Source organism: Limnothrix sp. FACHB-881, from assembly GCF_014698135.1.
Lineage (GTDB): Bacteria > Cyanobacteriota > Cyanobacteriia > CACIAM-69d > CACIAM-69d > CACIAM-69d.
Window position 1 is genome coordinate 32,712 of record NZ_JACJSN010000016.1, and the last position, 25,394, is coordinate 58,105.

The window sequence follows — 25,394 nt, forward strand, 5'->3', positions numbered from 1 at the left end:
GCCCGAACGCGGTGACGACGAACCTATCAAAAGCTGGGGTCTAAAAATTGAATCATGGCCGTTGAAATGATGCAAATGGTGATGAAAAGGGTGAGCAAAAGGTGAACAGAATATGGCCTTTCAACTGACGCAGGTGGTTCCTTGGGGGCGATCGTTTGCGGACTATCGGAAAATGTTTTCCCTCACGGGGGAGGATTTGGAGCGATCGATCCTCGACTGTGCCGGTGGGCCGGCCAGCTTTAATGCGACGATGCATCGGTTGGGAAAACGGGTGATTTCCTGCGACCCGATCTATCAGTTTTCGGCGGCGGAAATTGCCCAACGGATTGAGGAAACCTGTCCCAAAATCGTGGCGGGATTGCACGAAAACCACGATTGGTTTGTGTGGTCTGCGGAATTGCCCACGCCGGAAGCTTTGGCGGACTATCGGTTGCAAGCAATGGGGGAATTTTTGGCGGATTTTCCTGCTGGATTGCAAGCACGGCGCTACCAACCATGCAGCTTGCCAAATTTGCCCTTTGGGGATGGGGAGTTTGAGTTGGCGCTCTGCTCCCATTTGCTCTTTACCTACTCCGCTCAATTTTCCCTGGAATTTCATCAGCAATCGATCGTGGAATTAGCCCGGGTGGCGCAGGAAGTGCGGGTGTTTCCGTTGCTGGAAAACTATCAGGTGACCCGATCGCCCCATGTGCAACCCACGATCGATCACTTGGTTGATCGGGGCCTGCGGGTGGAAATTTTGCCCACCACCTACGAATTTCAGCGGGGTGGCCATGAGCTGCTGCGAGTTTGGCGCACACCCTAGCCAGAGCCAGCGGACAAAAAACCGCACTTGATCGTCAGTGCCTGATCGTCAGTGCGATCGAGACTGGCGTGATCGAGGCCAGGGCCAGGAACCAACCACCGGACAAGTTCCCAAAAGCGTGCTATCGATCGGATGATGTGCCACCCCTTGCTTCGTTATCGATGGTTACTGCTTTGGCGCTATTGATCCTGTTCTCGATCGCCCTGCTGCCACCGTTGCTGTCCCTGCGGGCCGTTCGCCGCTATGAAGCCCTGGTGCAAACCACGGTTACCCGGGCCCGCCTGACGACCCGATCGCCCCGGCCGTCCTTCCCAGGGCCTCAGCCTCCGGAGCTGACCCACATTCCGGGCGCGGGCTACGTCATTGGCAATTTGAGCTGTCGGTTCAATGCCCGATCGCCCCAGTTGCGTTGTGCTGTAAATCCCAGTGGCCCCTGTGCGGGTTGCCATTGGTTTGAAGCCACCCCTTAGCAGGTGGTTAATCAGCTAATCAACCAATTAACTAATCAACCAATCAACTAATCAGCCGTTGGAATTGACCAGCGATCGCAAGGGCCGCCCGTGGCCAGAATGTTGCCTGCCCGATCGAACAGGGCCACGGCCACGGCCAAAGAGCGATCCGCGTATTTTTGGGCATAGGCGGCCGATCGCTCACTAATGGCGGCGGCCAGTTGCCCCAAAACGCGCTGACTCCAGCCCAACCGTTGCAAATCTTGCACCGCTTCGGCCACTGTGCTTTTGGCCAAGATCGATCGCCCCAAGGTGGCATCTCCTCCCGATCGCAGGGCCGCCGCTGCCAAAATTTCCAATTTGCCGTCAGCAATGTGGCTGGAGGTGTTGAAAATTCCCCCAGCTAGCTTCAGCAATTTGCCGTGATATCCCAGCAGCAACACCGATTCTGCTCCCCGCAAGGCCGCTTCCACCAACATGGCCCCAATCCAGTTCCCCACGGGCACAAGGGCGGCGGCGGACAGACCGAGGCGATCGGCCACCTGCTGTCCGTTGCTGCCAATGCAGAAAATCACATGGCGATCGTGGGCCAGAACCGCTGCCAGTCGATCGCGCGATGCGTCCAGTTGATCCGTCGCCGTGTGGGGCTGGGAAATGCCACTGGTTCCCAGGAGTGACAGCCCCTGCAAAACCCCAAAAGCCTCGTTAGACGTGCGTTTAGCCAAGTCGCGACCCTCTGGCAAAATCAACCGCACCACCGCCACGCGATCGGGCGGAACCAGGGGCAACAGGTTATGTTCTAGGAGCGATCGGGCAAAGCGATAGATCGCCGGCCCCTCAGCCGTTTGCCCAATTCCCTCGCCTCCTTCCAGCCGGAGCGGCGGGCCTTTGCGATCGACGCGATCAATCAATTGCACCCAAGCCCAAACGGGAGTATTTCTGGTCAGATCCAGGTTATCGCCCGGATCGCTGCGGGTGATGGCCAAGGCGGTGCGCTCATCCAACGGGGCGATCGACTCCAGCGCGATTTCTGCGGTTTGTCCGTCCAACAGATCCAGGGTGACCACCGCCGGGCGATCGCCTTGCAACCGCAACAGGGCCCCCCGAGCCGCCGCTGCTGCAAATACCGGTAAGGTGTAGCCCGATCGCGCCATAGTGCTCCTGAAAATGACTCTCATCCACAGTCATTCGATTGAATTGTGGTTGATTATGGATGAAAGGGCGATTAATCAGTGCCTATTAATTAATGCCCATTAATCAGTGCCTATTAATTAATGCCCATTAATCAGTGCCTATTAATTAATGCCCATTAATCCATAACCGTTAATCAATGGCCATTGGCGATTTACCCACGATCGCCCCCAGCGTTGCCGCCAAAATATCGGGCGTTTGGCCGCTGGTCGCGAAGATGCTAGCCTCGCCCTGCAATCGATAGGCGGGGTTGGTGGCCAAAATGCCTCGCCCCCCTTGGGCCACGAGGGCGACTTGGGTGGCTCGGCCCATCAGGGCGATCGCCTGGGCCCGCAGTTGCAGTTTTTGGGCATAGGGTTTGTCAATCGGGCGGCCATAGACCTGTTGCCGCAATTGGTCAAACTCCCGGCGCAAGGTGTCGTGGGCAACGGCGATCGTCAGCAGGCGTTTTTCCTGGAACAACACCGTTAGCCGATCGAGGGCCGCTTGGGTGCAACCGAGGGCGAAGTAGACCCCTTGCAGGGCGTTCCGGCGATCGAGTTGCTGAATCCAATCGATCGGCTTGAGGCCGATCACGGCCGCTTCGGGAATGAGCCAGCGATCGAATGTGACTGCTGCTGTGTGGGTGGCGTTCATGGCTCCCAACACCATGGGCGGCTGCGGCTGAATGTTGCGATCTCCCGATTCCACCGCCGTCAGCGGCACAATGCCGAACAGCACCCCGGCCGCCGTCGGCACAGCCAACACCGCCTCGGGAAAGTGCCCCACCCCGGTCACCCAAGGAGCCGTGCCCGTAATTTCCCAGCCACCGGCCACGGCACGCCCCTCGATCGGGGGATCATCCGCCCGCCGCAGATGCGAAAAGGCGATGCCCAATTGTCGATCGCCCCGCGCGATCGCCGGTAAATATTGGGTTTTGAGGTCGTCATTGTCTCCGGAGGCAATCAGCGCCGCTGCGGTTTGGTGCTGGGCTTGCAAAAAGGCCAAAGCACCGGAACAGCGAGCCAGTTGCTCCCGAAACCAACCATATTCCGCTTCGTTCAGGCCTTTGCCGCCCCACTCGATGGGCACTTTTAGGGCTAACCAACCCTGTTGCCCCAGCCATTGGAGGGCCGCGGTCAGGGCTTCTGGCTGGCGATCGAGCAAATCGGCCTGGGGCCCCAGGGTGGTCAGCAAGTGGGCCGCCGCTTGCTCTAGCCAAGGAGGCAAATTGGGCCCGTCCGTCGCGGCCAGCGCCGAGGTCACCGGGTTGGTCTCTGCGTGATTGGTCTCCGTGTGGTTGGTCTCTGCATGGTTGATGACTTCGCCGTTGGTGTCATGAGGGCCGGTGTTGTTGGGGCTGATATCTTGAGATGGCTCCACCTTGGTCGATCGGGGATGAGTAGTGGTTTACGGCTATTGTGCTACGGCCGGGAGTTTTCGCCCCCTGGCCAGCGGCGTTTGAGCAGCGTTGTCAACGAAATGTTAACTCTAAAGTTAAGGTTTCTTGCACGAACGAGGCCGCCCGAAACGCACCGTGATAACTTTCTTCTCGGTTAGCAAAGCGCCAACCGCCATCAATATCTCCCCACCCATTCGGAACCTTAATTTCGGTCAATTAGCTTGCTGAAATTAACATCGGAAGATTAGTTCAAGATAATTGCAATTTAATCGCAGATTAATCATGAGCGCTTCCTAAAACTGATGGGTAATACCAATTGATTGGTGAACTATTGATCGTGAATTTCGTAAATTACTGATCAAACTGGTTGACCGCATCAATTAGAAATTGGTGAGATGTTGAAGACAGTGGCTCCGCTTGCCAACCTGCTTGAATCACGCCGTTTTACTTCTCTGGCAGTAGCGATGTTGACCCACAAAAGCGATGCACCGGTTCGTGAAAGCTTCAGCGATTATGTAGCCGAATTGCAATTGCACATGAGTTTGCAAGCGCGAAACCTGGTTCCTTCATCGGGCCAAGCGGAAGAAAACCGTGATCGCTTGCTGCGAGAAACCCAAGAAACCGTCGAGAAAATGCTATCGCGGCAATTGGGCTAAGGTGCTTTGGTCAAGACATCTTGATCAAGGGGCTTGGTGATTCGCCACCGACAAACCATAACAATCTGAATAAAAACGCTCTTCGGAGTGGTTTTTAAAGCGCAATCAAAACTCAGTTGTTTGTTTTTTCTTTCCTTTTAATTGCTTTTTCAATTCCTTTCTTGAATGCCCGATCGCGCCTTTTTTTAGCGATCACTCTTTTAATTCCGCAAACTACTGTATAACCAAAAGCACGCTCCGATTCTGGGGCGTGCTTTTGGTTTCTGGCCCCAATGAACCTGGGGGGCAATTTTTCCGCTTGCCCGTTTTTGCATCATGACCCTTGCGATTAATTTGAGCTTTGCGATTCCCGAACCAACGGGCTTGGCAACCTACGCGATCGAACTGTTGCCCTATTTGCGATCGCGGGATCCTTTGCTATTTAGCCCCTGGGAAATGGCGGGGTTTCGTAACCAGCTTGTGCCCGCCAATATGACCTCAGATTTAGGCGCAAAGGGTCATCTACGGCGACTGTTTTGGACGCAATTTCGCTTGCCGCAACTGTGCCGTCGATCGGGTGTTGAGCTGCTGTTTTGTCCGGTTCCCGAGGCCCCAATTCAGTTTGGCACTCGGGCCCTGCGCACCCTGGTGATGGTGCATGATTTGATTCCGCTGCGGTTTTTTCCGCCCCGATCGCGCCTGCATCTTTACAGCAAATATTATGTGCGCCGTGTTGCCGAACAGGCCACCCATTTGCTCTGTAATTCCCAGGCTACGGCCGATGATTTGGGCCGTTTTTTCCAAATTCCTGCCCAGAAAATTACTGTCACTCCGTTAGCCCACAACGCCGATCGCTATCGATTTTTAAACCTGCCGCGCCGCCCCTATTTTTTCTATGTGGGTCGCAATGATCCTTACAAAAATTTACCGGGGGCGATCGCGGCCTTTGCCCAATTTTTGCGGGCGGCTCCGGCCAACGACTGGCAATTTTGGATTGCTGGGCCCATGAACCCGCGCTATCAACCGGCTCTGGCGGCCCAAATTGCGGAATTGGGTTTGGGCGATCGGGTGCGCTTTTTAGGGTATGTGCCGATCGAGCAATTACCGGTGTTGCTGAACCAGGCGATCGCGTTGGTTTTTCCCACCCGCTGGGAAGGCTTTGGGATTCCGGCCCTGGAAGCCATGGCCTGCGGTACGCCCGTGATCACCTCCAATCTGGCTTCGTTGCCGGAGGTGACGGGTGATGCGGCGTTGTTGATTGACCCGGAGCAGCCCCGTGCCATTGCCGATGCGATGGTGCAGGTGGCCACTGATGACCGACTTTGGCAGGAGCTACACCAACGCAGCCTCGATCGCGCCAGTCAGTTCAGTTGGGCCAAAACCGCAGCCCAAACTCAGGCCGTTTTGAGGCAATTGTTTTAAGGCAATTTCAGCCCCCTTGAAGGCAAGATGCTGGTAATTACAAAACCAGCGAACCCAAGGTGCTGGAATAGCCACTGGTCTGCGCATTCTTCACCACGCCAAGCACTCAAACAATTCAGGGGACGATCGCCCGATCGCCCCCTGAATCTGGATGCTGGTTTCCTGAGTAAATTGTAATAAATTGTCCCCAGTGTCCGTTACCCAGTCAAGCCAATTGACTTAGCCTATTCAGCGGTGGCCAGCTCTTCCGTGCTGCCCCGGCTGCGGCGGCGGGTCAGGGTGTTAAACAACATTTGCCCGATCGCCTTGATCAAATTGCCTTCCAATTCCATGAACATTTTCATGTTCTTGCCAAACGCATCATTGGCTTCATCCACAATGCGATCGGCCGTGGCTTCATCGATCGGCAATTCGTTCAATGCTGCCCGATATTGGTTCTTGAAAGCCTTCTCATCAGAGATGGTTTCAAACTCATAGAAAGCCGTTCCTTGGCCATCGGTCAAGTTCATGGCATTCACGGCAATGTTCTTGAGAATTTGCCCACCGGACAAATCACCCAAATAGCGCGTGTAGGAATGGGCCACCAACAGTTCGGGAGCCGTGGCCGACACTTCCCGCACCCGAGCAATGTAGTCTTGGGCGGCGGTCGAAGGCTTCACTTCTTCACGCCAATTGGAGCCGTAATAGTAAGCCAAATCGCGCTCCAGGCTGCTCTTGCGATACAACTCTTGGAAGTTGATCGGCGCAACAACCGGGTGATCTTTGTGCTTCGTCATTTCCTCTTCCATTGCCGTGTAGACAAAGTAGAGGTTGCCCACCAGTTTGCGATAGGAGCTTTTTTCGACTACGCCTTTCAGAAAGCACTTCACGAAGCCGACATTCTCTGCCATGCTGTGTGATTTTTTCGTGCCTTCGCGTAGTTTGGTTGCTAAATTGACGCTCATGTTAAAGAAGTTGAGAAGTCTGCGAATACCAGTTTGCCAATTTTGTGCGGTTCCTGGGCAAAGGCAGCGGGGGAGAAATCCACACCCCCTACCGAACGCGGGCCCCTAAAACAGTTAGGTTGAAAACAGTTAGGTTGCGACGGTTGCCGACACAGGGCAGCACTTAACCACGGCGAAAGACGGCCAAAGCAAAATCCTGTCTCGATCGCTGGGTGACTCGATCGTTAGATTAGCGGGATTTTCTGAACGTTATGGTTAAGAATCATGACAAGCACCAAAATCATCGGGTTTGATCAAATCAATCATTTTCGTATCTCTCCTCGCTTGAATCCCTGACTGTGAGTTTTTGCCTAAACCCCCAGTGCGATCGCCCGCACAATCCCGATCAGGGGAATTTTTGCCTCAATTGCGGTGCTCCCTTGCTGTTGCGGGGACACTACCGCGCCATTCGCCCCCTGGGCCGTGGCGGATTTGCACGTACCTACCTGGGCATCGATCGCGATCGGTTGGATACCCCTTGCGCCATTAAGCAATTTTTGCCCAGTGCCAAGACCCCTGCCGGCCGCGACAAGGCGATTGAGCTGTTCACCCGCGAGGCCCTGCGGCTGCGAGATTTGGGCGACAATCCCCAAATTCCCGCCCTGTTGGGATTTTTTGAAGAAGGGGGCTACCTCTACCTGGTGCAGGAATATATCGCCGGGGAAACCATTGATCGGGAATTGCAACGATCGGGCCCGTTCAGCGAAGCCAAGCTGCTGGCTTTCCTGCGGGATTTGCTGCCCGTGTTGCAATTTGTGCACGATCGCAGCACGATTCACCGGGATCTGAAGCCCTTGAACCTGATTCGTCGTCAGCGGGATCAGCGAATTGTCCCGATCGATTTCGGCGTGGCCAAAGTGCTGGAAGCCAACACCCAAAGCCGCCCCGGCACGAAAATCGGCACGGCTGGCTATGCCCCCGATGAGCAATTGCGCGGCGGCCAGGCTTATCCCGCCAGCGATCTCTACAGCGTGGGAGCGATCTGCGTGTTTCTGCTGACCGGTGTGGAACCGGAGGAGCTATACAACCCCCTGACGGGCCAGTGGCCTTGGCGAGAACAGTTGGCCCAATGGCGAGATGAGCTGTCGGGCAATGGAGATTCGCTAGATGCGTCCCAACGGAAGCACTTGCCGGTGTCTGACTCGGTGAGTGAGGGGTTGGGCTTGGTGCTCGATCGACTTTTGCAACCGGCCGTTGCCGATCGCTACCAAAGCGCTCTGGAAGTGCTGGCGGACTTAGACAACATCATCCGCACCATGCCCCCTTCTCCCTACCGTCGAGAAGAGTCCATGGCGGTCGATCGCGATCGGGCCAAGCGCTTTTGGCTGACTCGAATTGGCACATCTTCCGGCGGCAATTTTTCATAGAACTCGGGCAGTTTGACCTTAATTGTCCAGAGCACTGCCTTTTCAATTTCCAGGTGCGATCGGTAGCGATAAACAAACTTCCAAGCCAACCGATTGGGCAAAAAGATAAAGACCAAAATCTTGGTCAAAATCTTGATGGTGCAATCACGGTTTTCCCGCACAAATTCCCAATTATCGCGCCAAATCCAATAGGCCAAATAGCGCAGGGCCAAAAAAGCACGGTTGCGGTGAATTCCCCCATCCATCGCCTTATAAAGCAGAAATTTATAGCGATTATTCAGGGTCATTTGCACCAGCTTGCCAAAACGCTTGCGATCGGCTGGATTTTGACTGAGGCGTTGGCGCTCTCGGTTAATAATCGCCAAGCTCACCTGCTCCATCTTGATCGCATTGGTGGAGGCGGAACCCCTGACCTGGCGATAGTGTACCTGTAATTTCGGCACACAAATAAACTCATAGGATTCCGCCAAGCGCAACCAAAAATCCCAATCCTCGGCCGGGTGCAGCGATCCTTCGTAGCCTCCCAGTTCAAAATAGGCATCGCGTCGGATCATTGTGTTTGATCCCGACTGCACAATGTCAATCAATAAAATCTGTAAGTAGGTGTTATATTCCGTGTCAATAAAGCCCCCGTCACGAATATAATTTCCCTCCTCATCTACCCAATCAATCCAACTGTAAACGGCTCCGGCTTCTGGGTTGGCTTCAAGGGCATTAACCTGATCCTCTACCTTGTCCGATGTCCACAAATCATCCGCATCAATAAAGGTTAGATATCGCCCTCGGGACACCATGGCCCCATGATTGCGGGCAGCGGCCACACCAGCATTTTCCTGTTCAATCAGCTTCAGGCGGGGGTCTGTGAATTGCCGCACCACGTCGGAGGTGTTGTCGGTGGAACCATCGTTTACAACGATCACTTCGATGTCCCGCAAAGTCTGATTCAGGACGGATTCGATCGTTTCAGCAATGGTTTTTGCCCCGTTATAGGCGGGAATAATAATCGATGCAGTGGGGACGGCATTCATGGGTGGGGCCATCAGAAATCAACTAAACCGGGAAGAAATCGTGCCTTGAGCATAGCCTCAGGCTTGGGGCTGCTGGTAGATCTGGTAGATCTGATTGTCTTCCCCATTTCTGAAGTTCACGCGGAATTGGCCCAATCCGCCTAAAACGCAATTCGTGATTGTTTTCGATCGGGTTTTTGAGGGGTCACGATCGGGGCATGGAGGAAGCCGCAAGAACCGCAACGGGCTGGGTCAAGCGGTGAATCAGCTCGGGATGCGCTGAACTTGCTGAATAGGCTGAATTTACTGAATGGGCTGAGGCAACCCCTAGGAACCACAGCGGGCCCGATCGGCTGCGAGGCGCTCTTTCAGCTTCGGGGTGAGGCCGATGGTGGCGTTGCTCCAGAGGCGATCGAACTCCCGCTGAAACAGGGTCGCCACGATCGGGTGCTTGACCACCAACAGGGTTTCATCATTGAGGCGATCGGCCGCCGCCGACCAGTTGTGAGAACCGGTCACCACCGTTTGCCCATCCACCAAGCCAAATTTGTGGTGCAGCAGGTCGCCCATGGGCAACTCCGGAGAACCAACGGTGGTGATCGGCGGGTTCCAAGGCCGCTGATTGGGTTCCAGTTCACAGGTTCTGCGGCGCAGGGTCACCCCCAACAGATCCAGCGCTTCGCTATAGTCCCGCGCCAAAAAGCTGGGATCCACCAACACACGCACTTTGGCTCCTCGGCGGTGGGCGGTTTCCATGGCATCCGCGATCGCCTGCTCAGAAAAGACAAACAGGGCCACATCGATTGATCGGGTGGCTGGGCCCACGGTGGCCGCAATCACTCCATTGGTGCGTTCAGCAAAGGGAACGGCGGTTTTCATGGGCGAGAACTGAATGCCAATGGTGGCATCACCCACTTGGGTCGATCGCAGGGGGCGCAGGGGCTTGTTTGTGCCAAAGCGGCTGTCGGGCTGGCCGTCGGGCCCATCTCCCCACATCAGCCCAAATTCCTCCAACAGCCAACCGGCCACCACGGGGCTGTCAATTTCCAACAGATTATTGGGATTGCCGCGACTGGCGGGCCGGCCCATGTCGCCATGGACATCGCTGAGGGTGAAGTTTGCGGAGGTGATGATCGATCGATTGCCGTCCACCACGATGAACTTGTGGTGCATCAGGCCCGATCCCTTAGACCCATCGGCGGTGTCGTCGAGGGTGGGCACGCCGGCCTGGGCCAACATCACCATGGCATCGGTTGCCAGCACCTCCGCCTCGCTGACGGTTCCATCGCCGTTGCGATCGCCCAGTCGGAAATAATCTTCAATGCGCGATCGCTCCCGATCGCTCAGTTGCGCCAACTCCTCCGGGCTGTAGCTGCTCCAGGGACGGCTGGCACTGTTTTCCAAAATTACCCGTACTTGCAGGCCGGCCCGGTGGCGATCGACCAAGGCTTGGGCCAACCGAGGCAAGCGCAATTCCTGCACGGCCACCACCACGGTCGATCGGGCACTTGCGACCAACTGCACCATTCGCCCTTCAAGGTCATCGCCCGATCGCTCAATGCCCCGGTAGGGATCGCGATATTGGCTAGCAGGATTGTGATTAAAAAATGCCCGCACGGGGCCCGGTTGGGCGATCGGGGAAGGACGACTTTCGGCGGAACCGGCTGAGTTGTTGAATTCAGCGGCCGGCGGCAAGGATCCCCCTTGAAACTGGGGGCCCGCCGACCCGCAACCCCACAGGGCGATCGCACCCAAAAGGCTAAACGTCCAAAGACTCGCCCAGGATTTCAACCGCCCGATCGCCCATCCGTTCGTTTCCATCACCCCGATCGCCCGTTGAACGGCAACTAGTCCACAACGACTGTTGAGCTGTTGAGCAACTCATCCAGTCAAAGTTGAGCCACACGAGTTGAGCCAAATCAAGCCAACTTGAATTCAGTCAACTTAAGCAGTTACAGCCTTTACCTAGAATTATTGGCACGCCATATTGCAGATGCCATGAAGCAACGGTTTGGTGGGCAATGCCCACCCTACGGGCAACTGTGCTTAGTAATCGGGGTAAGGGCTGTAAGTCAACCTGAATTTAGCCAACTTAGATTTAGCCAACCTGAATTCAGTCAACTTGAATTAGGCCAACCTGAATTCAGCCAACTTGAATTAGGCCAGGTTAACTGCGCAATTACTGGTAAGCAGCCACGCACTTGTCAACCAGCGCCGCCACCTTGTCCGCCTCTTGCCAACCGAGAATTTCCGTCACCTTCTTTTCCAGGTTCTTGTAGGTGCGGAAGAATTCAGCAATTTCTTCCAAGCGGTGGGGGTGAATGTCCTTCAGGGAGTTCACACCGGCATAGCGGGGATCCGCAGCGGGAACACAAAGGATCTTTTCGTCCCGATCGCCCCCATCCACCATTTCCAGGAAGCCGATCGGACGCGCGGCAATCACGCAACCGGGGAAGGTCGGCTCATCCATAATCACCATCCCATCGAGGGGATCGCCATCATCCGCCAAGGTGTTGGGAATAAAGCCATAGTCAAACGGATAGCGCACCGAGGCATACAACACCCGATCGAGGGCGAAGGCTTGCATATCCTTATCGAACTCGTATTTGTTCTTGCTGCCACCGGGAATTTCCACCAGCACGTTCACAATTCCGGGCTTCGGTTGGGCAGGAATGCGCGACAGATCCATGGTCTCGATCCTAAAAGCTTGCTTGAATACTTGCTTGCGCCAGAGCAAACTCCAATCGATCGCGCCCGATCGTCCATCATCATTGACTCCCTGCAATGGCTGGATTGGGGCCCAGCTTCTTAACCCTCAGGCGATCAAGGGTTGGGCATCGATCCTGACAGACACCGGGCGCGATCGGAGCGCCCCTTTTGGCCCTCCAATAATTGCATGGAGCGCGACCCCAGGGGTAGCAACCGGCGATCGGGCGGCGGAATTGGTCGCTCAGAACGATCGACACTCAGGATCCTGAGCACTGCGAATCTATTTTGCAAATCTGTCCAGTTTGCGAATCTGCCCAGTTTGCGAATCTATCCAGGGCCCAAAGCTCGCTTGAGCGATTAAGGCATCGGCTGTTCCGCGCGGAAGACCGCTGGCGTTGGCAGGGCAGTGGAGGGCATCGCATCCCAATTGGAATAAACCACCGCCATCCAAGGCAAGGTCAGGGTTAACAGGGCGATCGTCGTTCCCAAACAGCGGGCCCAAACCGCCGAAGGGGGTTCCGTCAACATCGCCGGACGCGACAACAGAACGGGGGACGGAGGATCGTTAGATTTTGAGGCTGAGTTTAGGACAGAGGCTGAGGCTGAATTTTGGGGCGATTTTAGGGTGCGATTGGATGGAGAACGGAGGGGGAAGGCAGAATGCAAAAGCGGTTCGAGCGGACGACTACTACCGTCACTATCCATAGGGAAGTCTGAAATCAGCAATCGGATCTCCGCTGAATAAACCAGCGATCGGGGGCTGGGTTTGGCCGTGGCTGCGGGTCGATCGGGCAGAAAACCCACCCCTCACAACCCAGCTTGGGCCGCCACCAGCTCGATGGGCGATCGATTCATCCAGTCAAATCGGGCCGCCGGGAGACACCGTGCCGATCATCGTAGCAAGTCCCCGGGCTGGGTTGGTGTTGGGAACTTGACCAAACCTACAATCCAGCAATTTGGGTGAGGGAAATTTCTCCCCGCAAAATTCCCACCACCAACACCAACGCCAAACAGCCCACAAAGGACAGGCCCAGCGTAAACAGGGCAAACAGTTCCCCGCCGGATAGGGGGCGATCGGTCGGATCCAAGTACAAATTGGAAGACTCGAAGGAACTGGGGGGCTGCAAATTTTGCCAGGGCTGCACCACCGTCCAGCGGGAATAGCCGATCGAGAGGTCATATTGCTCCCGGCGATCGGGATTGCTCAACACCGCATAGGCTTGGTTCAACTCTTGAAATTTGACCGTGGCGATCGGAAGCGGCAACTCGGTTGTGTCCGGGTGATAGGCCTTGCTCAGTTCGCGATATTGCCGCCGAATTTCAATCACATCCGCCGAGGGATGCAGCCCCAAAAGGTCGTAGTAGGTCATTTTGGGATCAAGAGAGCCAGACTGTGCCGTTCGATCGCCTGCCATAGTTGACGAACCCAATTTTGATGAACCCAATGCTGAATCAGGGTTAATCAACGGTCAATAGCCGCTAACCAAGATTCCGGTTTGATCGGTTTCCTGATTGTACTGTGATGGCCTCTCCGCCCTTGCTGCGGTGGCGCTGCGGTGGTGCTGCGGTGGTGCTGTGTTGAGCGGTTAACGGGTTGCCGCTCCCAGCACCGTTTTGCCGCCCAGGTAGGGTTGCAGGGCTTCCGGCACGGCGATCGACCCATCCGGTTGTTGGTAATTTTCCAAAATTGCCGCCATCGTTCGGCCCACAGCCAGCCCGGAACCATTGAGAGTATGCAGGAATTGGGTTCCCTTTTTGCCCGCCTCCTTAAACCGCAAATTCCCCCGACGGGCTTGGAAATCACCACAGTTCGAGCAACTGGAAATTTCTCGATATTTGTTTTGGGAGGGCAGCCAAACTTCCAAGTCGTAGCACTTTTGGGCCGAGAAACCCATGTCTCCCGTGCAAAGTTGCAACACCCGATAGGGCAGCTTCAGGGCCTGCAACACGCCCTCTGCATCCTGGAGCAATTGTTGGTGTTCTGCCTCCGAGGTTTCCGGCGACACAAACTTAAACAGCTCCACTTTGTTGAACTGGTGCAACCGAATGAGTCCGCGAGTGTCGCGCCCATAGCTGCCGGCTTCGCGCCGAAAACAGGGCGTGTAGGCGCAGTGGTAAATCGGCAACTGATCATCGTTCAAGATTTCATCGCGGTAAAGGCTAGTGACCGGTACTTCAGCGGTGGGCGCGAGCCACAGATCATCGCGATCGCACTTGAAACTTTCCTCCGCAAACTTGGGCAACTGGCCCGAAGCGGTTAACGAGGCGGAGTTAATCAGGATGGGGGGCAACACTTCCTGATAACCGGCGGCAATGTGGCGAGCGAGCATGAAGCTAATCAACGCTCGCTCTAGGGCGGCCCCTTCACCAATCAACGCCACAAATCGGCTTTGGGCAATGCGGGTGGCCCGTTCAAAGTTCAACCAACCCAACTTTTCACCCACTTCGTAGTGGGGCAAAATGTCCGATCGCGTGGGGATCAGTGCCTCGCCCCACCGCCGAATTTCCACGTTGTCGTCCTCATCCTTCCCAATCGGGGTGGTGGGGTCGGGCAAGTTGGGAATGGTCATCAGGGCGCTTTCAATTTGCGCTTTCAAGTCCCGTTCCTGGGGTTCCAGCTCTGCCAATTGGGCCTTCAGTTGGTTGCCTTCTTCCTTCAGGGCCGCCACTTCTGCCCCCTGGGGATCGGCCCCTTGCTTCATCTTTTGGCCCACCAGTTTGCCAATTTCGTTGCTGCGGGCCTGGAGATCATTGCGCCGCTGTTCCAAGTCACGCACTGCCCGATCGAGTTCCAAAATCGGAGCAATGTCGTATTGGCCACGGTGGTTCAGGCGTGCTTGGACATCATCAGGATTCGCACGCAGTAGCTTCAGGTCTAGCACGATCGATGGGGGCTGTTTTCAGTAATATCTTGAGGTGCAACCATTCTATCGGCTGGTTTACCCTTGCTCGATCGCCCCGGCCCATTTCTCGTTGCCTTGGGTTAATTAACCGCTGGCCCTGTTGGCATGAACGCTATCCGTTGATTCAACTGATTCAACCCAACCCTGTCTATGGATTACGAAACCGCCCGCGGCTTTTTGATTGGCCAAGGCAACGCGAGTTCTGAAAATGCCGATGCATTTTTGAATCGGCTGAAGGCAGGCAAACCCCCAATTCCCGGACAAGTTACCTCCATTCTGTTGGCCCTGAAAATGGTCTACAACGCTTTGGAAGGAACTCCCAGCCTCAGCCGGGAGCTGGCCGGGCCGCTCTATCGGATTGCGGTAGAAAGTCGCGAGGCTTATGAACAGGGCGATCGACAGGGGGTGAACTGGCCGCCGCTGTTGGATGAAGACTTGGAGCGGATCGCGCGGGCCGCAGGCAGCATCTTTGCCGGAAGCTGGCAAGATTAGAACTTCATCAGTCTTTCAACATTTCAACATCAGCATTTCAACAGCATTTCAAGAGCACAAGATTGCCGCATGACTGAGGGGAACCGTTGGGGCATCGCCATCCACACCGCCAGCGCCCAGTTGGGATTGGCTAAGGGAGACTCGCCCCGTGACATGGTGGGGCGGGTTTGGGAATTGGGCACAAAACTATCCAGCGATTTCCACGATCGACTGTCGGAGTTTGTGTATCCCCTGCCTTGGTCGGCGGTACAGCTTTTGGCGGTGGCGATCGGCCCCGGCGGTTTCACCAGCACCCGCATTGGCGTGGTGGCGGCCCGCACCCTTGCGCAACAGTTGGATCTCCCGCTGTTTGGCTATTCCACCCTGGCGGCGGCGGCCTGGCGACAGCGCCAACGAGCCCAACCGGGTGAATGGCTGGCGGTGCAAATGCCGGCCCGACGAGGAGAATGGCATGGGGGCATTTATGAGGTTACGGCGGCGGGCTTGGTGACCCATTTGAGTGATCGGGTCTTGGCTCCGGAACAGTGGGAAACCACAATCGCCCAGCAACCGGCTCCCTGTGTGATTGTGACGGCGGAGGCAGATTTGGGCCAAGACGCGATCGCCCTTTTGCAACTGGCCCAACAGGATTGGGCAAAGGACGTTCGGCCCCATTGGTCCACGGTATTGCCGCACTATGGCCAACATCCGGTCGATCGATAGGGCGATCAACCGCAATCTCAGCGCCATCGATCGGCTCAAATAAACGACCCAACTTCATCAGCTAGAACCAATCAGCAGCTCCAGCCCATCAGCACAACCGCAGGCAGACCCATGGCCAATCGATCGAGCCAGTTTTCGCGCCTTCCTTGGGGCGATCGCCTCCGCCAAGCCGGGCGATCGGTGGGCAAACTTTTCCTCTCGATCGGGTTGATTGGTTGCCTAATCGGCGGGCTTTGGGGCAGCGCCTTGATCCCCGCCTGGGCCGCCACGGAACCGATCCCGCTGGCCGCGCCCGGGTCAGCCGCCCCGATTTCACCGGATGCCAGCGCCGTGCCGGCCGAAAAGGTGACCCAATTTGTGCGGGCCTATTTGCAAGTGCTGGCCCTGTTGGAGCGGCGGGAAGGAGAGCTGCGCCAAGCGGAAACTGAACCGGAAGCCAGCCGCTTGGAGCAGGAAATTGAGCTGGAGGCTTTCGAGGCGATCGAGCAGGCGGGTTTGAAACCTCAGGAATATGTGCAACTCCTGAGCTTGGCGAACAACGATCCCGATTTTGGAGAACGAATTGCAGCCAGGCTTCAGGAATTGGAAGCTGAACCCCGTTGAAATCAGCGATCTAGTTGAAATCAGTGATCTAAGTGATCTATCTGTTGCGTCAGTCCTGATGTAGCGATCGAGCCAACAACTGATCGATCGGGCGATTCGATCGAGCGATTCGAGCGGGCGATTCGAGCGGGCGATTAAGCCGCCGCTTCCACACAATTCAACAGAGCTGCCAAGGATTGTTCCGCCACTGCCAAATCGTAGGCAAAGGGTGGTTTCATGGGTCGATAGTCAAGGCGATGGGCTGCTCCGTGACGCACCACAGCATTCACCACCAAACAGGGATCTTGGCTGAAATTCAAAGCACCATGGGGCACACCGGGCGGAATGGTTAAAACCACCGGCACACGATCGCTCAAAGGAATGTATTGATAGCGACGGTTGTGCAACACCACCATCACAAAATTGCCCCGCACCACCAACAATTGATCGGTCTGAAACCGATGCACAAATAAATCATCCCGCGCCATGGCCGGCACTTGCACCAACATTGTTTCATGGCAGGATTGGGGCGTGTAAAACTCTGCCATTCCCGACTTCATGGAGTCGAGTCGCTTCACTTGGATTGTTTGAGAAAGTCCCATGATCTGTACCTCAAGAGCATTTGAGCGATCGATCACAATGGCGCTGGCGGTTAGTCTAACGCATTTTTTTAAAAGCCGTGGGAGCTGGTTTTTTTTGGCTATTTTTTAATTTTTTGATCTTTTTGATACAAAATTTCCATTGACCCAAGATTTCTCAGCAAAATTCTTAGGCGAAACTTTCCAGTTAAATGCCAACACAGGCTCTGGGTCAAAGCTCAAGATTCGCGCCCCCCAAAAGGTCAGCAAAGGCATGACATAAGCCACGCAATGGTAAACATCGGGGAGCAATTGATCGCGATTGATTCTGAAGGTTTTCTAAAAAGTCTGCTGAAAATTTGGGAGTGTTTTTGGGAATGGTCGATGGCAAACCCCAAGCCTATCTGTCAGTATTGGAAGGTTTCCAATCCGGTGCAATTGATACAGTCTCCGAGAACGGGTTATCGTACAAATTAATCGCGCCGCCGCCGTTGAGGCTGCCCCCTAAAAACCGTGTTTGCGAAATCTCGTCAGTCGCCATTTCGATCGCCCCATGATACCGATCGCTCCAACGCCGAGGCCACCGACTCCCCGGCCCCGCCCGATCGCCGCCATCGCCTTTGTCGTCCCTTGGCGACCTATGCCTTGCGCGGCCTGGCGATTCATCAGGATCAGGTGCTGGCCTTGGATGCGGCCCGGGGCCATCTGCTGCTGGTGGACTTGGCAACCGACTGCACTGAAGTTCTGAATGTTTATCAGGTTGGGGATTTTCTGGATGCGATCGGGCTGGCCATTGGGCCGCCGTTGGCCGGGGCTGATGTGCCCTCGGTCTGGTTCACGCGCGATCGGGAAGTGCTCGCCTGCAATTGGGGCCAGTGGGAACCCAAACCCATGTACACCCTACCCGAGTGGGTGGAAGGGGTGGCGATTTATCGATCGACCCTATACGTGTCCTCCCAGCGATCGGGCTGTATCTATGTGCTGGATTTGAACACAGGACGTGAAATTACCCGGTTCTATGCCCCCGGGATTGGGGTAGAAAATTTGGTGGCAAGGGGCGAAGAACTTTGGGTGTGCGATCGCCTGGAGCAAACGGTTTATTGTCTCGATCGGGCGACGGGGCTGGTGAATTTCAGCGTCCTGACTCCCTACGAATCGCCCACGGCTTTGGCTTTTGATCAAGCGGGAACCCTCTGGGTGGCCTACTCGGGCGAAGAACCCTACATCCGCGACAACCCCAACGATCCGGAACCCCTGCAAGTGGCGTTCCGCGATCGGGTGACGATCGGCCCCCTGGACTATGGCTTTTATCCCGATCGGGGCTATGCCCTCTCCAACGGCTACCGGATTGAGATGTTCTATGTGGAAGAACTGTCACCCTTGGAAGGGGTGGATTTCAGTCTGCTGAAGGATTTGGAGTGGCGCATTTCCTTGCCGGCCAACACCGATCGGCAAACGGTGCAAAGCGTCGAACCCGTGGGGATGCCCTTTGAAATTGAACTGTTGCCTGACGGTCAGCAGGTGGCGGTCTTCAAATTTGGCTCGATCGAGCGGGGTGAAGGGCGGCTGTTTGGTTGGAAAGCGATCATCGATGTGCGGGGCATTCGCTACCAACTCACACCGCCGGATGTGGAACGGTTGCCCTCCCTGGCAGACTGCCAATTGCCCGCAGACTACACCGAAAAATATTTAGTTGATAACGACAATTTGGCGATGGATCAGCCTTCGGTGCGGGCGGCGGCCCGCGAGGCGATCGGCACCGAAACCAACTTGCTGCGGCAAATGTTGGCCATTCGGAACTATGTGTACGATCGCCTGGGTTATCGGATTCGTCGCAGCATTGAACCGCCCGATGCGGTGCTCGATCGCGGTTATGGCTGTTGCGGTGAATATGTGGGCGTGTTGCTGGCCCTGTCTCGGCTGAATGGCATCGCCACCCGCACCGTAGGTCGTTACAAGTGCCCACAACCGGCCGATCGCACCCAAGTGGCGCTCTATCCCGACTACAACCACGTTTGGCTAGAGTTCTTCATTCCCGGGTTTGGCTGGGTGCCCATGGAGTCCAACCCCGACGACATCCAAGAGGGCGGCCCCTATCCCACTCGCTATTTCATGGCCCTGCCTTGGAACCATGTGGAAATTGCCAAGGGATCTCGATTCCAAGGAATCCAGTTGGGTGGGCAACCCTTGGCGGAATTGTCGGATCTGAAGGTGGGTGACTTGGCGCTCAACCATGTGCGGTTCCGAATTTTGGAAGAGCTGGATCCACTCGATCGCCCCTAAAGTCCACGGCATCCGCGAGATCTCGTGTAGATCTCATGGGAATAGATCTACACGAGATCTGCATCGGATCCACAGGTTCCATTTTTGCGCTGATACTTGCAAGTGATTGGCAAGAAGCAAGCGAACGTCATAGGATGACCTGTGGCTGACCTTGCCCTTTGCCTTGTGGATTGCCCGACCATGACCGACGCTGCCGCCCGTTTGGATTTGGCCATTTTGCATTTAGACTGCGTAACCCGTCGCTATCAAACCGGGCCGGCTGCGGTCGATCGGGTAACGCTGACCCTGATGCAGGGCGAACTTCTGGCATTGTTGGGCCCCTCCGGCTGCGGCAAAACCACCTTGCTGCGACTCATTGCCGGGTTGGAAATGCCGAATGAGGGGGCGATCGTGTTGTCAGGGCGGCCCGTGGCGGGGCCGGGCGGCTGGGTTCCGCCGGAGCGCCGCCAACTGGGCATGGTCTTTCAGGATTACGCCCTGTTTCCCCACCTGACCGTGGCCCAAAATGTCGGTTTTGGGCTAGATCGATTGCGGAAACAGGCTCCCCAGGCATTACACGATCGGGTGGCCGAGGCGATCGCCCTGGTGGGATTAGAAGGCCTGGAAAAACGCTATCCCCACGAACTGTCGGGCGGCCAACAGCAACGGGTGGCCCTGGCTCGATCGATCGCCCCGCAGCCGTCCTTGATTTTGTTGGATGAGCCGCTGAGTAATTTGGATGCCCGGGTGCGCCAACGGTTGCGCCAGGAAGTGCGAGCCATTTTGAAACGGGCCGGAGCCGCTGCCGTTTTTGTCACCCACGATCGGGAAGAGGCTATGGCGATCGCCGATCGAGTGGCCGTGATGCGTCGGGGCCAAATCGAGCAAATCGACAGCCCTGAAGGTCTCTATTGGGAGCCGGATTCCCGGTTTGTGGCCGGGTTTGTGGCAGAAACGAACTTCCTGATCGCCACCCGATCGGCCCAAGGTTGGCAAACGGAATTGGGGCTAATTTTGCCGGAACAACTGGGCAACGATCCTCCGGGCGATCGGGTGGAGCTGGCGATTCGCCAAACGGATGTGACCCTGGAAGCCGATCCCCAAGGCCACGGCCAACTGCTGGAGCGCCAATTCCTAGGACGGGAATATGTTTACCTGGTGCAATTACCCAGTGACGAGCGGTTGCAAGTGGTCACGGACTGGCGGTGCAAGCTGGAACCGGGTGATCGGGTGGATCTCAAAATCACCAGCCCCCGATTGCGGGCCTTCCCGATCGGCCCAGACTAATCCCGCTGCGCAACTCACGCGATTCAGCCAACCTAGTAGCGTAGCGGCCTTAATTCGCTGGGTTAAATTATATGGCTGTTACCGCTACCAAATCGTTAGGCAGCAAGGGGCTTAAGCCCCTTGTTACTACGACTGGCTCCGCAATTTTGACCCAATGTATTAAGCCTGTCACGCTACTAGGCCGCTTGGGAGGGTTGATCGATCGGGGAAACTTTGTGTTGGTCGATCGCAGCCTTGCATTGGTCGATCGAACCCCGATCGCGCAGTTGGGCCACCAAAGCACCATAGGCCCGCTCATTTTGTTGCAGCAGCGTCTTGGCTCGCAAAATCGACAAATTCATTTGGGCGGTGGCGTTGGGGCGGTTGCCTTGGCCCTGGGTGCTGAGTTGGGCCCAAAGGCTCAGGAGCTTTTGGCGATCATCACTGCCGCCTTCGGCATTGCCATACACCAACTGTTCAGCAGCAATGCCCGCCATCCAGACGGTGGCGTAGTGGCTGAGAATGCGGGCCGGCACTTCACCGCGATCGAGCCATTGGGCCAGTTCCTGATCGGCAAATTGCACCCCACCGGAACCGGGATAGCCCTGCTGAAATGCTTCCCAAGCATTGAGGGCATAGCCAGAAACGGGAATTTCCAACAAGTGGGCCACCAAAAAATGGCCCGCCTCGTGGTGCAAAATGCGATCGCGGTGGGCCGTCGATCGGTTGGCAAACCAGTCCACCAGCAACGTGCCGCCCCGACCTTGCCACCCAAAGCGATCGACCGCCGCCAATCCCAAAAAGCCAGCGGTGAACAGGGCTGGCACTTCCGCCGGGAGGGCAATCAAGGGGCCAAACAGGCTAGACAAGGTGACCACAAACACCCCGATCGCAACCAGATTGAGCGTGATGTTTCCCATAGCGGCGGTGGCAAAGCGGCCAAAAACGGTATAAAGAACAGTATTTGTAGCTTAATAGTTTTTTCATAGAAACCCCTATCATGAGCGGAATTCCCCAGGATTTAGCCGAGGCGATCGCCCAAGCCCGCAGTGCCACCCTTGCCGCTTTGGATGAGGGGCTAACGCTCATTCAGGTGGAATTGGTTTTGCCGGAGCTGAAAGTGATGCCCGTGGCGGAAAGTTTCCTCGCGGCCTTGGAACCCTGGGGCGATCGGCTCAAAATCTTCTTCCCCGATGCGGGGGCGGCCGCCTTGGCTCGGCGCGATTGGGGCGATCGCCCTTTTCGGATCACTGATGTGGGATCGGGGCGCACTCCCATGACTGGCAAGGTGCAACCGGAGGACGGCATCTTTTTGTTCATTGAACCGTCGGCCGTGGAAGTGACTCAGGTGGAGCAACTGTGCCAAGAGGCGGGCGATCGACCCGTGATTTTCCTGAATCCTCGGATGGAAGACCTGGCGATCATTGGCATTGGCTATGCGGGCCGGCAACTGCGCGATCGGTTCTTAAACCAAATCGTCACGGCCTATTATCTGCGCCCCATCGAAGGAGCAGCCGTGCGCCGGGCTTTCCCGGGCCAGTGGGAAGTGTGGCTAGAACCCGCTGACGAGAATGCTGATTATCAATTGGTGGCCACCCGTCCCCAACGGCCCGCTGGCGAGGCCTTGGATGAAATCTTGCTGCAAGCCACTGGCGGCGAGGACACCAACAGCCCCAACGCGGCCGTGAATGCGGCGGCCCAGCGCCAAGGCTTCCTGGGGCAATTGCAAAATTTCCTGAAGGCCCTCAGCAACTAGACCTTCCGCAGTTCGGGCCTTTGCCATTGGGTTAATCAACGAACTGAAGACGAGGGGAGCGGGAAGCGGGTTTGAACACAAGCCATCGGTTCGATCGAGTCCGGCCGCGATGGCTGATTCTTCTAACCCCAACCCATCCGGACAAGGGGTTTAAACCCCTTGTCCCCACGATCGAGCAGCGGCAGCTTGATCGGTTGGATCGGTTCAATGCGATCGGCTGGATCGGCTCGATCAGCTACATTCGTCACCGTAACTTGTGACGATTCTCACGGGCGATCGTGGATCAGGTATTAAGCGGTCAAAACCCGATGGCGCTAAGCTGTAAGTCGAATTAACGGCGGTCTGCGAAAAAATCCCCCATCAGATCGCGATCGTGAACTGGCATGTTGGGGCGATCGCACGTCAAGATAATAGGTATGGATGCGACTTCAGCGACTCGAAAAATTGTCATTGGTGATGTCCACGGACAATACGATGGCTTAATGCACTTGTTGGGCTTGATTGCACCTGGCCAGGATGATCAGCTCTGCTTTGTGGGTGATTTAATCGATCGCGGCCCCAAAAGTGCCCAGGTGGTGGATTTCGTGATGCATAGCCCCTACCAATGCTTGCTGGGGAATCACGAACGCATGTTGCTGGACATTTTGCACGAGGGTCAAGTGCTGCAACAACCGCTGCAAGCCTGGCTCTTCAGCGGTGGACAAATGACCCTGGTGAGCTACCAAGATTTTTATGGCGAGCCGGGAATTCCCCACGCGCACTTTGACTGGATGCGATCGCTCCCCCTCTACGTTGATTGGGGTGACTATTGGATCGTCCATGCGGGGGTGGATCCCACTTTGCCTTTAGATGTGCAAGGTATTCAGCAATTTTGTTGGATCCGTGACTCGTTCCACAGCTTCCCCCAGCCCTACTTCAACGACAAAACGATCGTGACGGGCCACACCATCACCTTCACGCTCCCGGGCATTGAACCGGGGCAACTGGCTCGGGGGCCCGGCTGGCTGGACATTGACACCGGAGCCTATCACCCCCGCAGCGGTTGGTTGACGGGCGTTGACCTCACTCAGCAAATGGTCTACCAGGTCAATATTTATCGCAGTGAAACCCGAATTCGGCCCCTGGCGGAAGCGACGATTTCGATCATGCCAGAGGCCGTGGTGGGTCGATTTTAGGGGCGATCGCCTGTTTTCAGTGCCCGTTTTTAGCGCCTGGCCGTTAGCGCAGGGCCGATCGCACAAATCCTTGATATTCCGCATTGTCCAGCCCCATGCCATTGCTGCCATTGGGGCCAATCAGTTGCAGCAATCGCGCCACCCGTTCATCACTGTTGGGGTGAGTGCTGAGGATGGCAGGCGGTTCCCGCCGACTACGAAGTTTTTGTAAAAAGCTGGGCAACCCGATCGGGGCATATTGGGCCCGTTGCAGCAGGGTTACCCCCACTTGATCGGACTCAAATTCCGCTTGGCGACTGCGGGGCAAATTTAACGCCAACTCCACACCCAGGCTGGTGGCCCGGCGGCGATCGAGACCCGTGGCGCTCAAAATTCCGTCCGACAGGGCCCGGCTCCGCAGGTTTTTCACCACATGGCGCTCGGTGATGTGGCCAATTTCGTGGGCCATCACGCCAGCGAGTTCCGCTTCGTTCTCGGCCGCAACCATCAGCCCCAAATTGACATAAACAAAACCGCCCATGGTGGCAAAGGCATTGATATCACGGCTGTTGACCACCCGAAAGGTGTAGGGAATGTTGGGGCGGCTGCTGACGGCGGCGAGGCGCTGCCCGATCGAGTCCACCAGCCGATTGAGGGGACTGTTATTCACCAATCGTAATTGGCGGCTCAGTTCCCGATCGATCTGTCGCCCTAAATCCACTTCTTGGGCATCGGAAAGATTCGAGAGTTGATAAACTTCAAAGCCGCGTCGGAGCAGGTCTAACCAATCGACCGCTTGGACGATCGGTGGCGTGCTGAGGGTGGTGATCACGGCCGCACAAAGGGCCAGCAAACCGTAAATCCAGCGGCGCGATCGCCCGGAGGTGAGGAAAGTCATAGCTTCAATTCCTTTGCCGATCCCTTTTCCCATCTATCATTGACCGGGATGCCTCAAAACTGCGGGATTCGATCGGCCACTGACGCGATCGACCAATCCTGAACTAGGCTGCTCTGAATGACGGAATTTCCCATTCTCAAGATCCAACGACGCTGTACTTTGGAGATAGAAATCAGCAGGGGTGCATTAGCGGTCGAAATTGCCCAAATTCAACCATTCCCATCGCCAACATTTTCCACCTTCAGCATTTCCAGCATTCTTCAGCATTTCCAACATTCTTCAGCATTGAAAATTCCCAGGATTCAGCATTTCCAGGATTTAGCATTTCCAACACAAGGGTTAACCAACAGCTAGGCAAGGATTGAGGTATTGGCGTGGAAACAGCGGAGCAAGCAAATCAGCAGGTGAACCCAATCCAAATCACCTATCCTGAGAAAACGGTGCATCGAGCCGCGCGTGCTGTCCGTTGTGCGCCGTTTGGGGTGAAGTTCTACGAGTCCATGCGCAGTCGCAGTGTGGCGATCGCGGAGTTGGTGGGTGTGGCGGCTGTGCAACAATCAATGACCCGATCACCCTTGGGCGAGTTGGCCGCAGAAAACGAACTGATGTGGCTAATTCAGGTGGGGATGTTACGACGGGAGGTTGATGGTCAAGGCTTGACCGATCGATTCCGGCTCACGCCCCTGGGGTTTTTGTTGCTCGATCGGTGGCAGGCGAACCCCGCCGCCTGGACTCAGGGCCGATGGGGCGATCGCCTGCGGAATGGTCTGTGGCGCTGGGGACGATGGCCGCTCTAAGTTTCGGTCTCTCGTGATCATTGCTCAGTTTCAGCTTCCAGTTCTGTCGCCCGGC

At 56.1% G+C, this 25,394-nt stretch carries 26 protein-coding genes; 14 read left to right on the forward strand and 12 right to left on the reverse strand.

Annotation, left to right across the window (positions count from 1 at the left end; all coding sequences use genetic code 11):
* The first annotated feature begins 112 nt into the window (after nucleotides 1–112).
* Both H6G52_RS14130 and H6G52_RS14135 read left to right on the forward strand, forming a co-directional pair.
* Complete coding sequence (locus H6G52_RS14130) at nucleotides 113–805, forward strand: SAM-dependent methyltransferase (RefSeq protein WP_190529166.1); 693 nt, start codon at nucleotides 113–115, stop codon at nucleotides 803–805.
* 161 nt (nucleotides 806–966) lie between these two features.
* Entirely contained in the window at nucleotides 967–1,275 is a 309-nt protein-coding gene (locus H6G52_RS14135; protein ID WP_190529168.1) for a DUF6464 family protein, read from the forward strand.
* A 47-nt stretch (nucleotides 1,276–1,322) separates the two neighbouring features.
* On the opposite strand, the gene cbiD is transcribed toward H6G52_RS14135, so the two are convergent.
* Together cbiD and H6G52_RS14145 are read right to left on the reverse strand one after the other, a co-directional pair.
* The gene (gene cbiD, locus H6G52_RS14140) at nucleotides 1,323–2,408 is read right to left on the reverse strand and encodes a cobalt-precorrin-5B (C(1))-methyltransferase CbiD (RefSeq protein WP_190529170.1); all 1,086 of its coding nucleotides are present in this window, start codon (nucleotides 2,406–2,408) and stop codon (nucleotides 1,323–1,325) included.
* A 169-nt stretch (nucleotides 2,409–2,577) separates the two neighbouring features.
* Nucleotides 2,578–3,807, reverse strand: a complete 1,230-nt coding sequence (locus H6G52_RS14145) for an acyl-CoA dehydrogenase family protein (RefSeq protein ID WP_190529171.1) — start codon at nucleotides 3,805–3,807, stop codon at nucleotides 2,578–2,580.
* A 483-nt stretch (nucleotides 3,808–4,290) separates the two neighbouring features.
* Here H6G52_RS14145 and H6G52_RS14150 point away from each other — a divergent pair, with 483 nt between their 5' ends.
* Together H6G52_RS14150 and H6G52_RS14155 are read left to right on the forward strand one after the other, a co-directional pair.
* A complete protein-coding gene (locus H6G52_RS14150; protein WP_099533076.1) occupies nucleotides 4,291–4,482 on the forward strand; it encodes a hypothetical protein in 192 nt (63 codons plus the stop codon).
* Between the two features lie 315 nt (nucleotides 4,483–4,797).
* Complete coding sequence (locus tag H6G52_RS14155) at nucleotides 4,798–5,883, forward strand: glycosyltransferase family 1 protein (RefSeq protein ID WP_190529173.1); 1,086 nt, start codon at nucleotides 4,798–4,800, stop codon at nucleotides 5,881–5,883.
* Between the two features lie 224 nt (nucleotides 5,884–6,107).
* Here H6G52_RS14155 and H6G52_RS14160 read toward each other — a convergent pair whose 3' ends face one another.
* Complete coding sequence (locus H6G52_RS14160) at nucleotides 6,108–6,827, reverse strand: heme oxygenase (biliverdin-producing) (protein WP_099533078.1); 720 nt, start codon at nucleotides 6,825–6,827, stop codon at nucleotides 6,108–6,110.
* 338 nt (nucleotides 6,828–7,165) lie between these two features.
* Here H6G52_RS14160 and H6G52_RS14165 point away from each other — a divergent pair, with 338 nt between their 5' ends.
* Nucleotides 7,166–8,233 carry a serine/threonine-protein kinase gene (locus H6G52_RS14165; protein WP_158234413.1) on the forward strand — a complete coding sequence of 356 codons (1,068 nt, stop codon included), beginning with the start codon at nucleotides 7,166–7,168 and terminating at the stop codon, nucleotides 8,231–8,233.
* On the opposite strand, the gene H6G52_RS14170 is transcribed toward H6G52_RS14165, so the two are convergent.
* The 6 genes from H6G52_RS14170 to serS form a co-directional block, all read right to left on the reverse strand.
* Complete coding sequence (locus H6G52_RS14170) at nucleotides 8,137–9,261, reverse strand: glycosyltransferase family 2 protein (protein WP_158234414.1); 1,125 nt, start codon at nucleotides 9,259–9,261, stop codon at nucleotides 8,137–8,139. The genes H6G52_RS14165 and H6G52_RS14170 overlap by 97 nt on opposite strands.
* Nucleotides 9,262–9,567: 306 nt before the next feature.
* The gene (locus H6G52_RS14175) at nucleotides 9,568–11,061 is read right to left on the reverse strand and encodes a phosphatidylserine/phosphatidylglycerophosphate/cardiolipin synthase family protein (RefSeq protein WP_190529176.1); all 1,494 of its coding nucleotides are present in this window, start codon (nucleotides 11,059–11,061) and stop codon (nucleotides 9,568–9,570) included.
* Nucleotides 11,062–11,419: 358 nt separating this feature from the next.
* Nucleotides 11,420–11,929 (reverse strand): inorganic diphosphatase, encoded by a 510-nt coding sequence (locus H6G52_RS14180; protein WP_099533103.1) that lies wholly within the window; start codon nucleotides 11,927–11,929, stop codon nucleotides 11,420–11,422.
* A gap of 377 nt (nucleotides 11,930–12,306) precedes the next feature.
* Nucleotides 12,307–12,477 (reverse strand): hypothetical protein, encoded by a 171-nt coding sequence (locus tag H6G52_RS14185; RefSeq protein WP_158234415.1) that lies wholly within the window; start codon nucleotides 12,475–12,477, stop codon nucleotides 12,307–12,309.
* 413 nt (nucleotides 12,478–12,890) lie between these two features.
* Nucleotides 12,891–13,319: a J domain-containing protein gene (locus H6G52_RS14190; protein WP_242026394.1), complete on the reverse strand. Its 429-nt coding sequence runs from the start codon at nucleotides 13,317–13,319 to the stop codon at nucleotides 12,891–12,893.
* Nucleotides 13,320–13,535: 216 nt separating this feature from the next.
* The gene (gene serS / locus H6G52_RS14195) at nucleotides 13,536–14,831 is read right to left on the reverse strand and encodes a serine--tRNA ligase (RefSeq protein WP_190529177.1); all 1,296 of its coding nucleotides are present in this window, start codon (nucleotides 14,829–14,831) and stop codon (nucleotides 13,536–13,538) included.
* Between the two features lie 171 nt (nucleotides 14,832–15,002).
* Between serS and H6G52_RS14200 the strand changes: the two genes are divergently transcribed.
* The 3 genes from H6G52_RS14200 (at nucleotide 15,003) to H6G52_RS14210 (ending at nucleotide 16,649) form a co-directional block, all read left to right on the forward strand.
* Nucleotides 15,003–15,344: a Dethiobiotin synthetase gene (locus H6G52_RS14200; protein ID WP_190529179.1), complete on the forward strand. Its 342-nt coding sequence runs from the start codon at nucleotides 15,003–15,005 to the stop codon at nucleotides 15,342–15,344.
* A gap of 69 nt (nucleotides 15,345–15,413) precedes the next feature.
* Nucleotides 15,414–16,046, forward strand: coding sequence for a tRNA (adenosine(37)-N6)-threonylcarbamoyltransferase complex dimerization subunit type 1 TsaB (gene tsaB / locus H6G52_RS14205; protein WP_099533085.1), 633 nt, complete (start codon nucleotides 15,414–15,416; stop codon nucleotides 16,044–16,046).
* 111 nt (nucleotides 16,047–16,157) lie between these two features.
* The gene (locus H6G52_RS14210; protein ID WP_190529181.1) at nucleotides 16,158–16,649 is read left to right on the forward strand and encodes a DUF4168 domain-containing protein; all 492 of its coding nucleotides are present in this window, start codon (nucleotides 16,158–16,160) and stop codon (nucleotides 16,647–16,649) included.
* A gap of 134 nt (nucleotides 16,650–16,783) precedes the next feature.
* Here H6G52_RS14210 and H6G52_RS14215 read toward each other — a convergent pair whose 3' ends face one another.
* A complete protein-coding gene (locus H6G52_RS14215; protein WP_190529184.1) occupies nucleotides 16,784–17,230 on the reverse strand; it encodes a dTDP-4-dehydrorhamnose 3,5-epimerase in 447 nt (148 codons plus the stop codon).
* A 606-nt stretch (nucleotides 17,231–17,836) separates the two neighbouring features.
* On the opposite strand from H6G52_RS14215, the gene H6G52_RS14220 reads away from it, so the two are divergent.
* Together H6G52_RS14220 and H6G52_RS14225 are read left to right on the forward strand one after the other, a co-directional pair.
* Nucleotides 17,837–19,489: a transglutaminase domain-containing protein gene (locus H6G52_RS14220; protein ID WP_199291470.1), complete on the forward strand. Its 1,653-nt coding sequence runs from the start codon at nucleotides 17,837–17,839 to the stop codon at nucleotides 19,487–19,489.
* 180 nt (nucleotides 19,490–19,669) lie between these two features.
* Nucleotides 19,670–20,755, forward strand: coding sequence for an ABC transporter ATP-binding protein (locus H6G52_RS14225; protein ID WP_190529186.1), 1,086 nt, complete (start codon nucleotides 19,670–19,672; stop codon nucleotides 20,753–20,755).
* A 176-nt stretch (nucleotides 20,756–20,931) separates the two neighbouring features.
* On the opposite strand, the gene H6G52_RS14230 is transcribed toward H6G52_RS14225, so the two are convergent.
* The gene (locus H6G52_RS14230) at nucleotides 20,932–21,654 is read right to left on the reverse strand and encodes an ATP-dependent Zn protease (protein WP_099533090.1); all 723 of its coding nucleotides are present in this window, start codon (nucleotides 21,652–21,654) and stop codon (nucleotides 20,932–20,934) included.
* 80 nt (nucleotides 21,655–21,734) lie between these two features.
* On the opposite strand from H6G52_RS14230, the gene H6G52_RS14235 reads away from it, so the two are divergent.
* Together H6G52_RS14235 and H6G52_RS14240 are read left to right on the forward strand one after the other, a co-directional pair.
* Nucleotides 21,735–22,490 (forward strand): DUF1995 family protein, encoded by a 756-nt coding sequence (locus H6G52_RS14235; RefSeq protein ID WP_190354491.1) that lies wholly within the window; start codon nucleotides 21,735–21,737, stop codon nucleotides 22,488–22,490.
* A gap of 416 nt (nucleotides 22,491–22,906) precedes the next feature.
* Nucleotides 22,907–23,665, forward strand: coding sequence for a metallophosphoesterase family protein (locus tag H6G52_RS14240; RefSeq protein WP_099533092.1), 759 nt, complete (start codon nucleotides 22,907–22,909; stop codon nucleotides 23,663–23,665).
* A gap of 43 nt (nucleotides 23,666–23,708) precedes the next feature.
* Here H6G52_RS14240 and H6G52_RS14245 read toward each other — a convergent pair whose 3' ends face one another.
* The gene (locus tag H6G52_RS14245) at nucleotides 23,709–24,542 is read right to left on the reverse strand and encodes a M48 family metallopeptidase (protein WP_099533093.1); all 834 of its coding nucleotides are present in this window, start codon (nucleotides 24,540–24,542) and stop codon (nucleotides 23,709–23,711) included.
* Nucleotides 24,543–24,659: 117 nt separating this feature from the next.
* Here H6G52_RS14245 and H6G52_RS14250 point away from each other — a divergent pair, with 117 nt between their 5' ends.
* On the forward strand, nucleotides 24,660–24,896 hold the full coding sequence (locus tag H6G52_RS14250; protein ID WP_143473001.1) for a hypothetical protein: 237 nt from the start codon (nucleotides 24,660–24,662) through the stop codon (nucleotides 24,894–24,896).
* 20 nt (nucleotides 24,897–24,916) lie between these two features.
* Nucleotides 24,917–25,339 (forward strand): Npun_F0494 family protein, encoded by a 423-nt coding sequence (locus H6G52_RS14255; RefSeq protein WP_199291458.1) that lies wholly within the window; start codon nucleotides 24,917–24,919, stop codon nucleotides 25,337–25,339.
* Nucleotides 25,340–25,394: the final 55 nt, after the last annotated feature.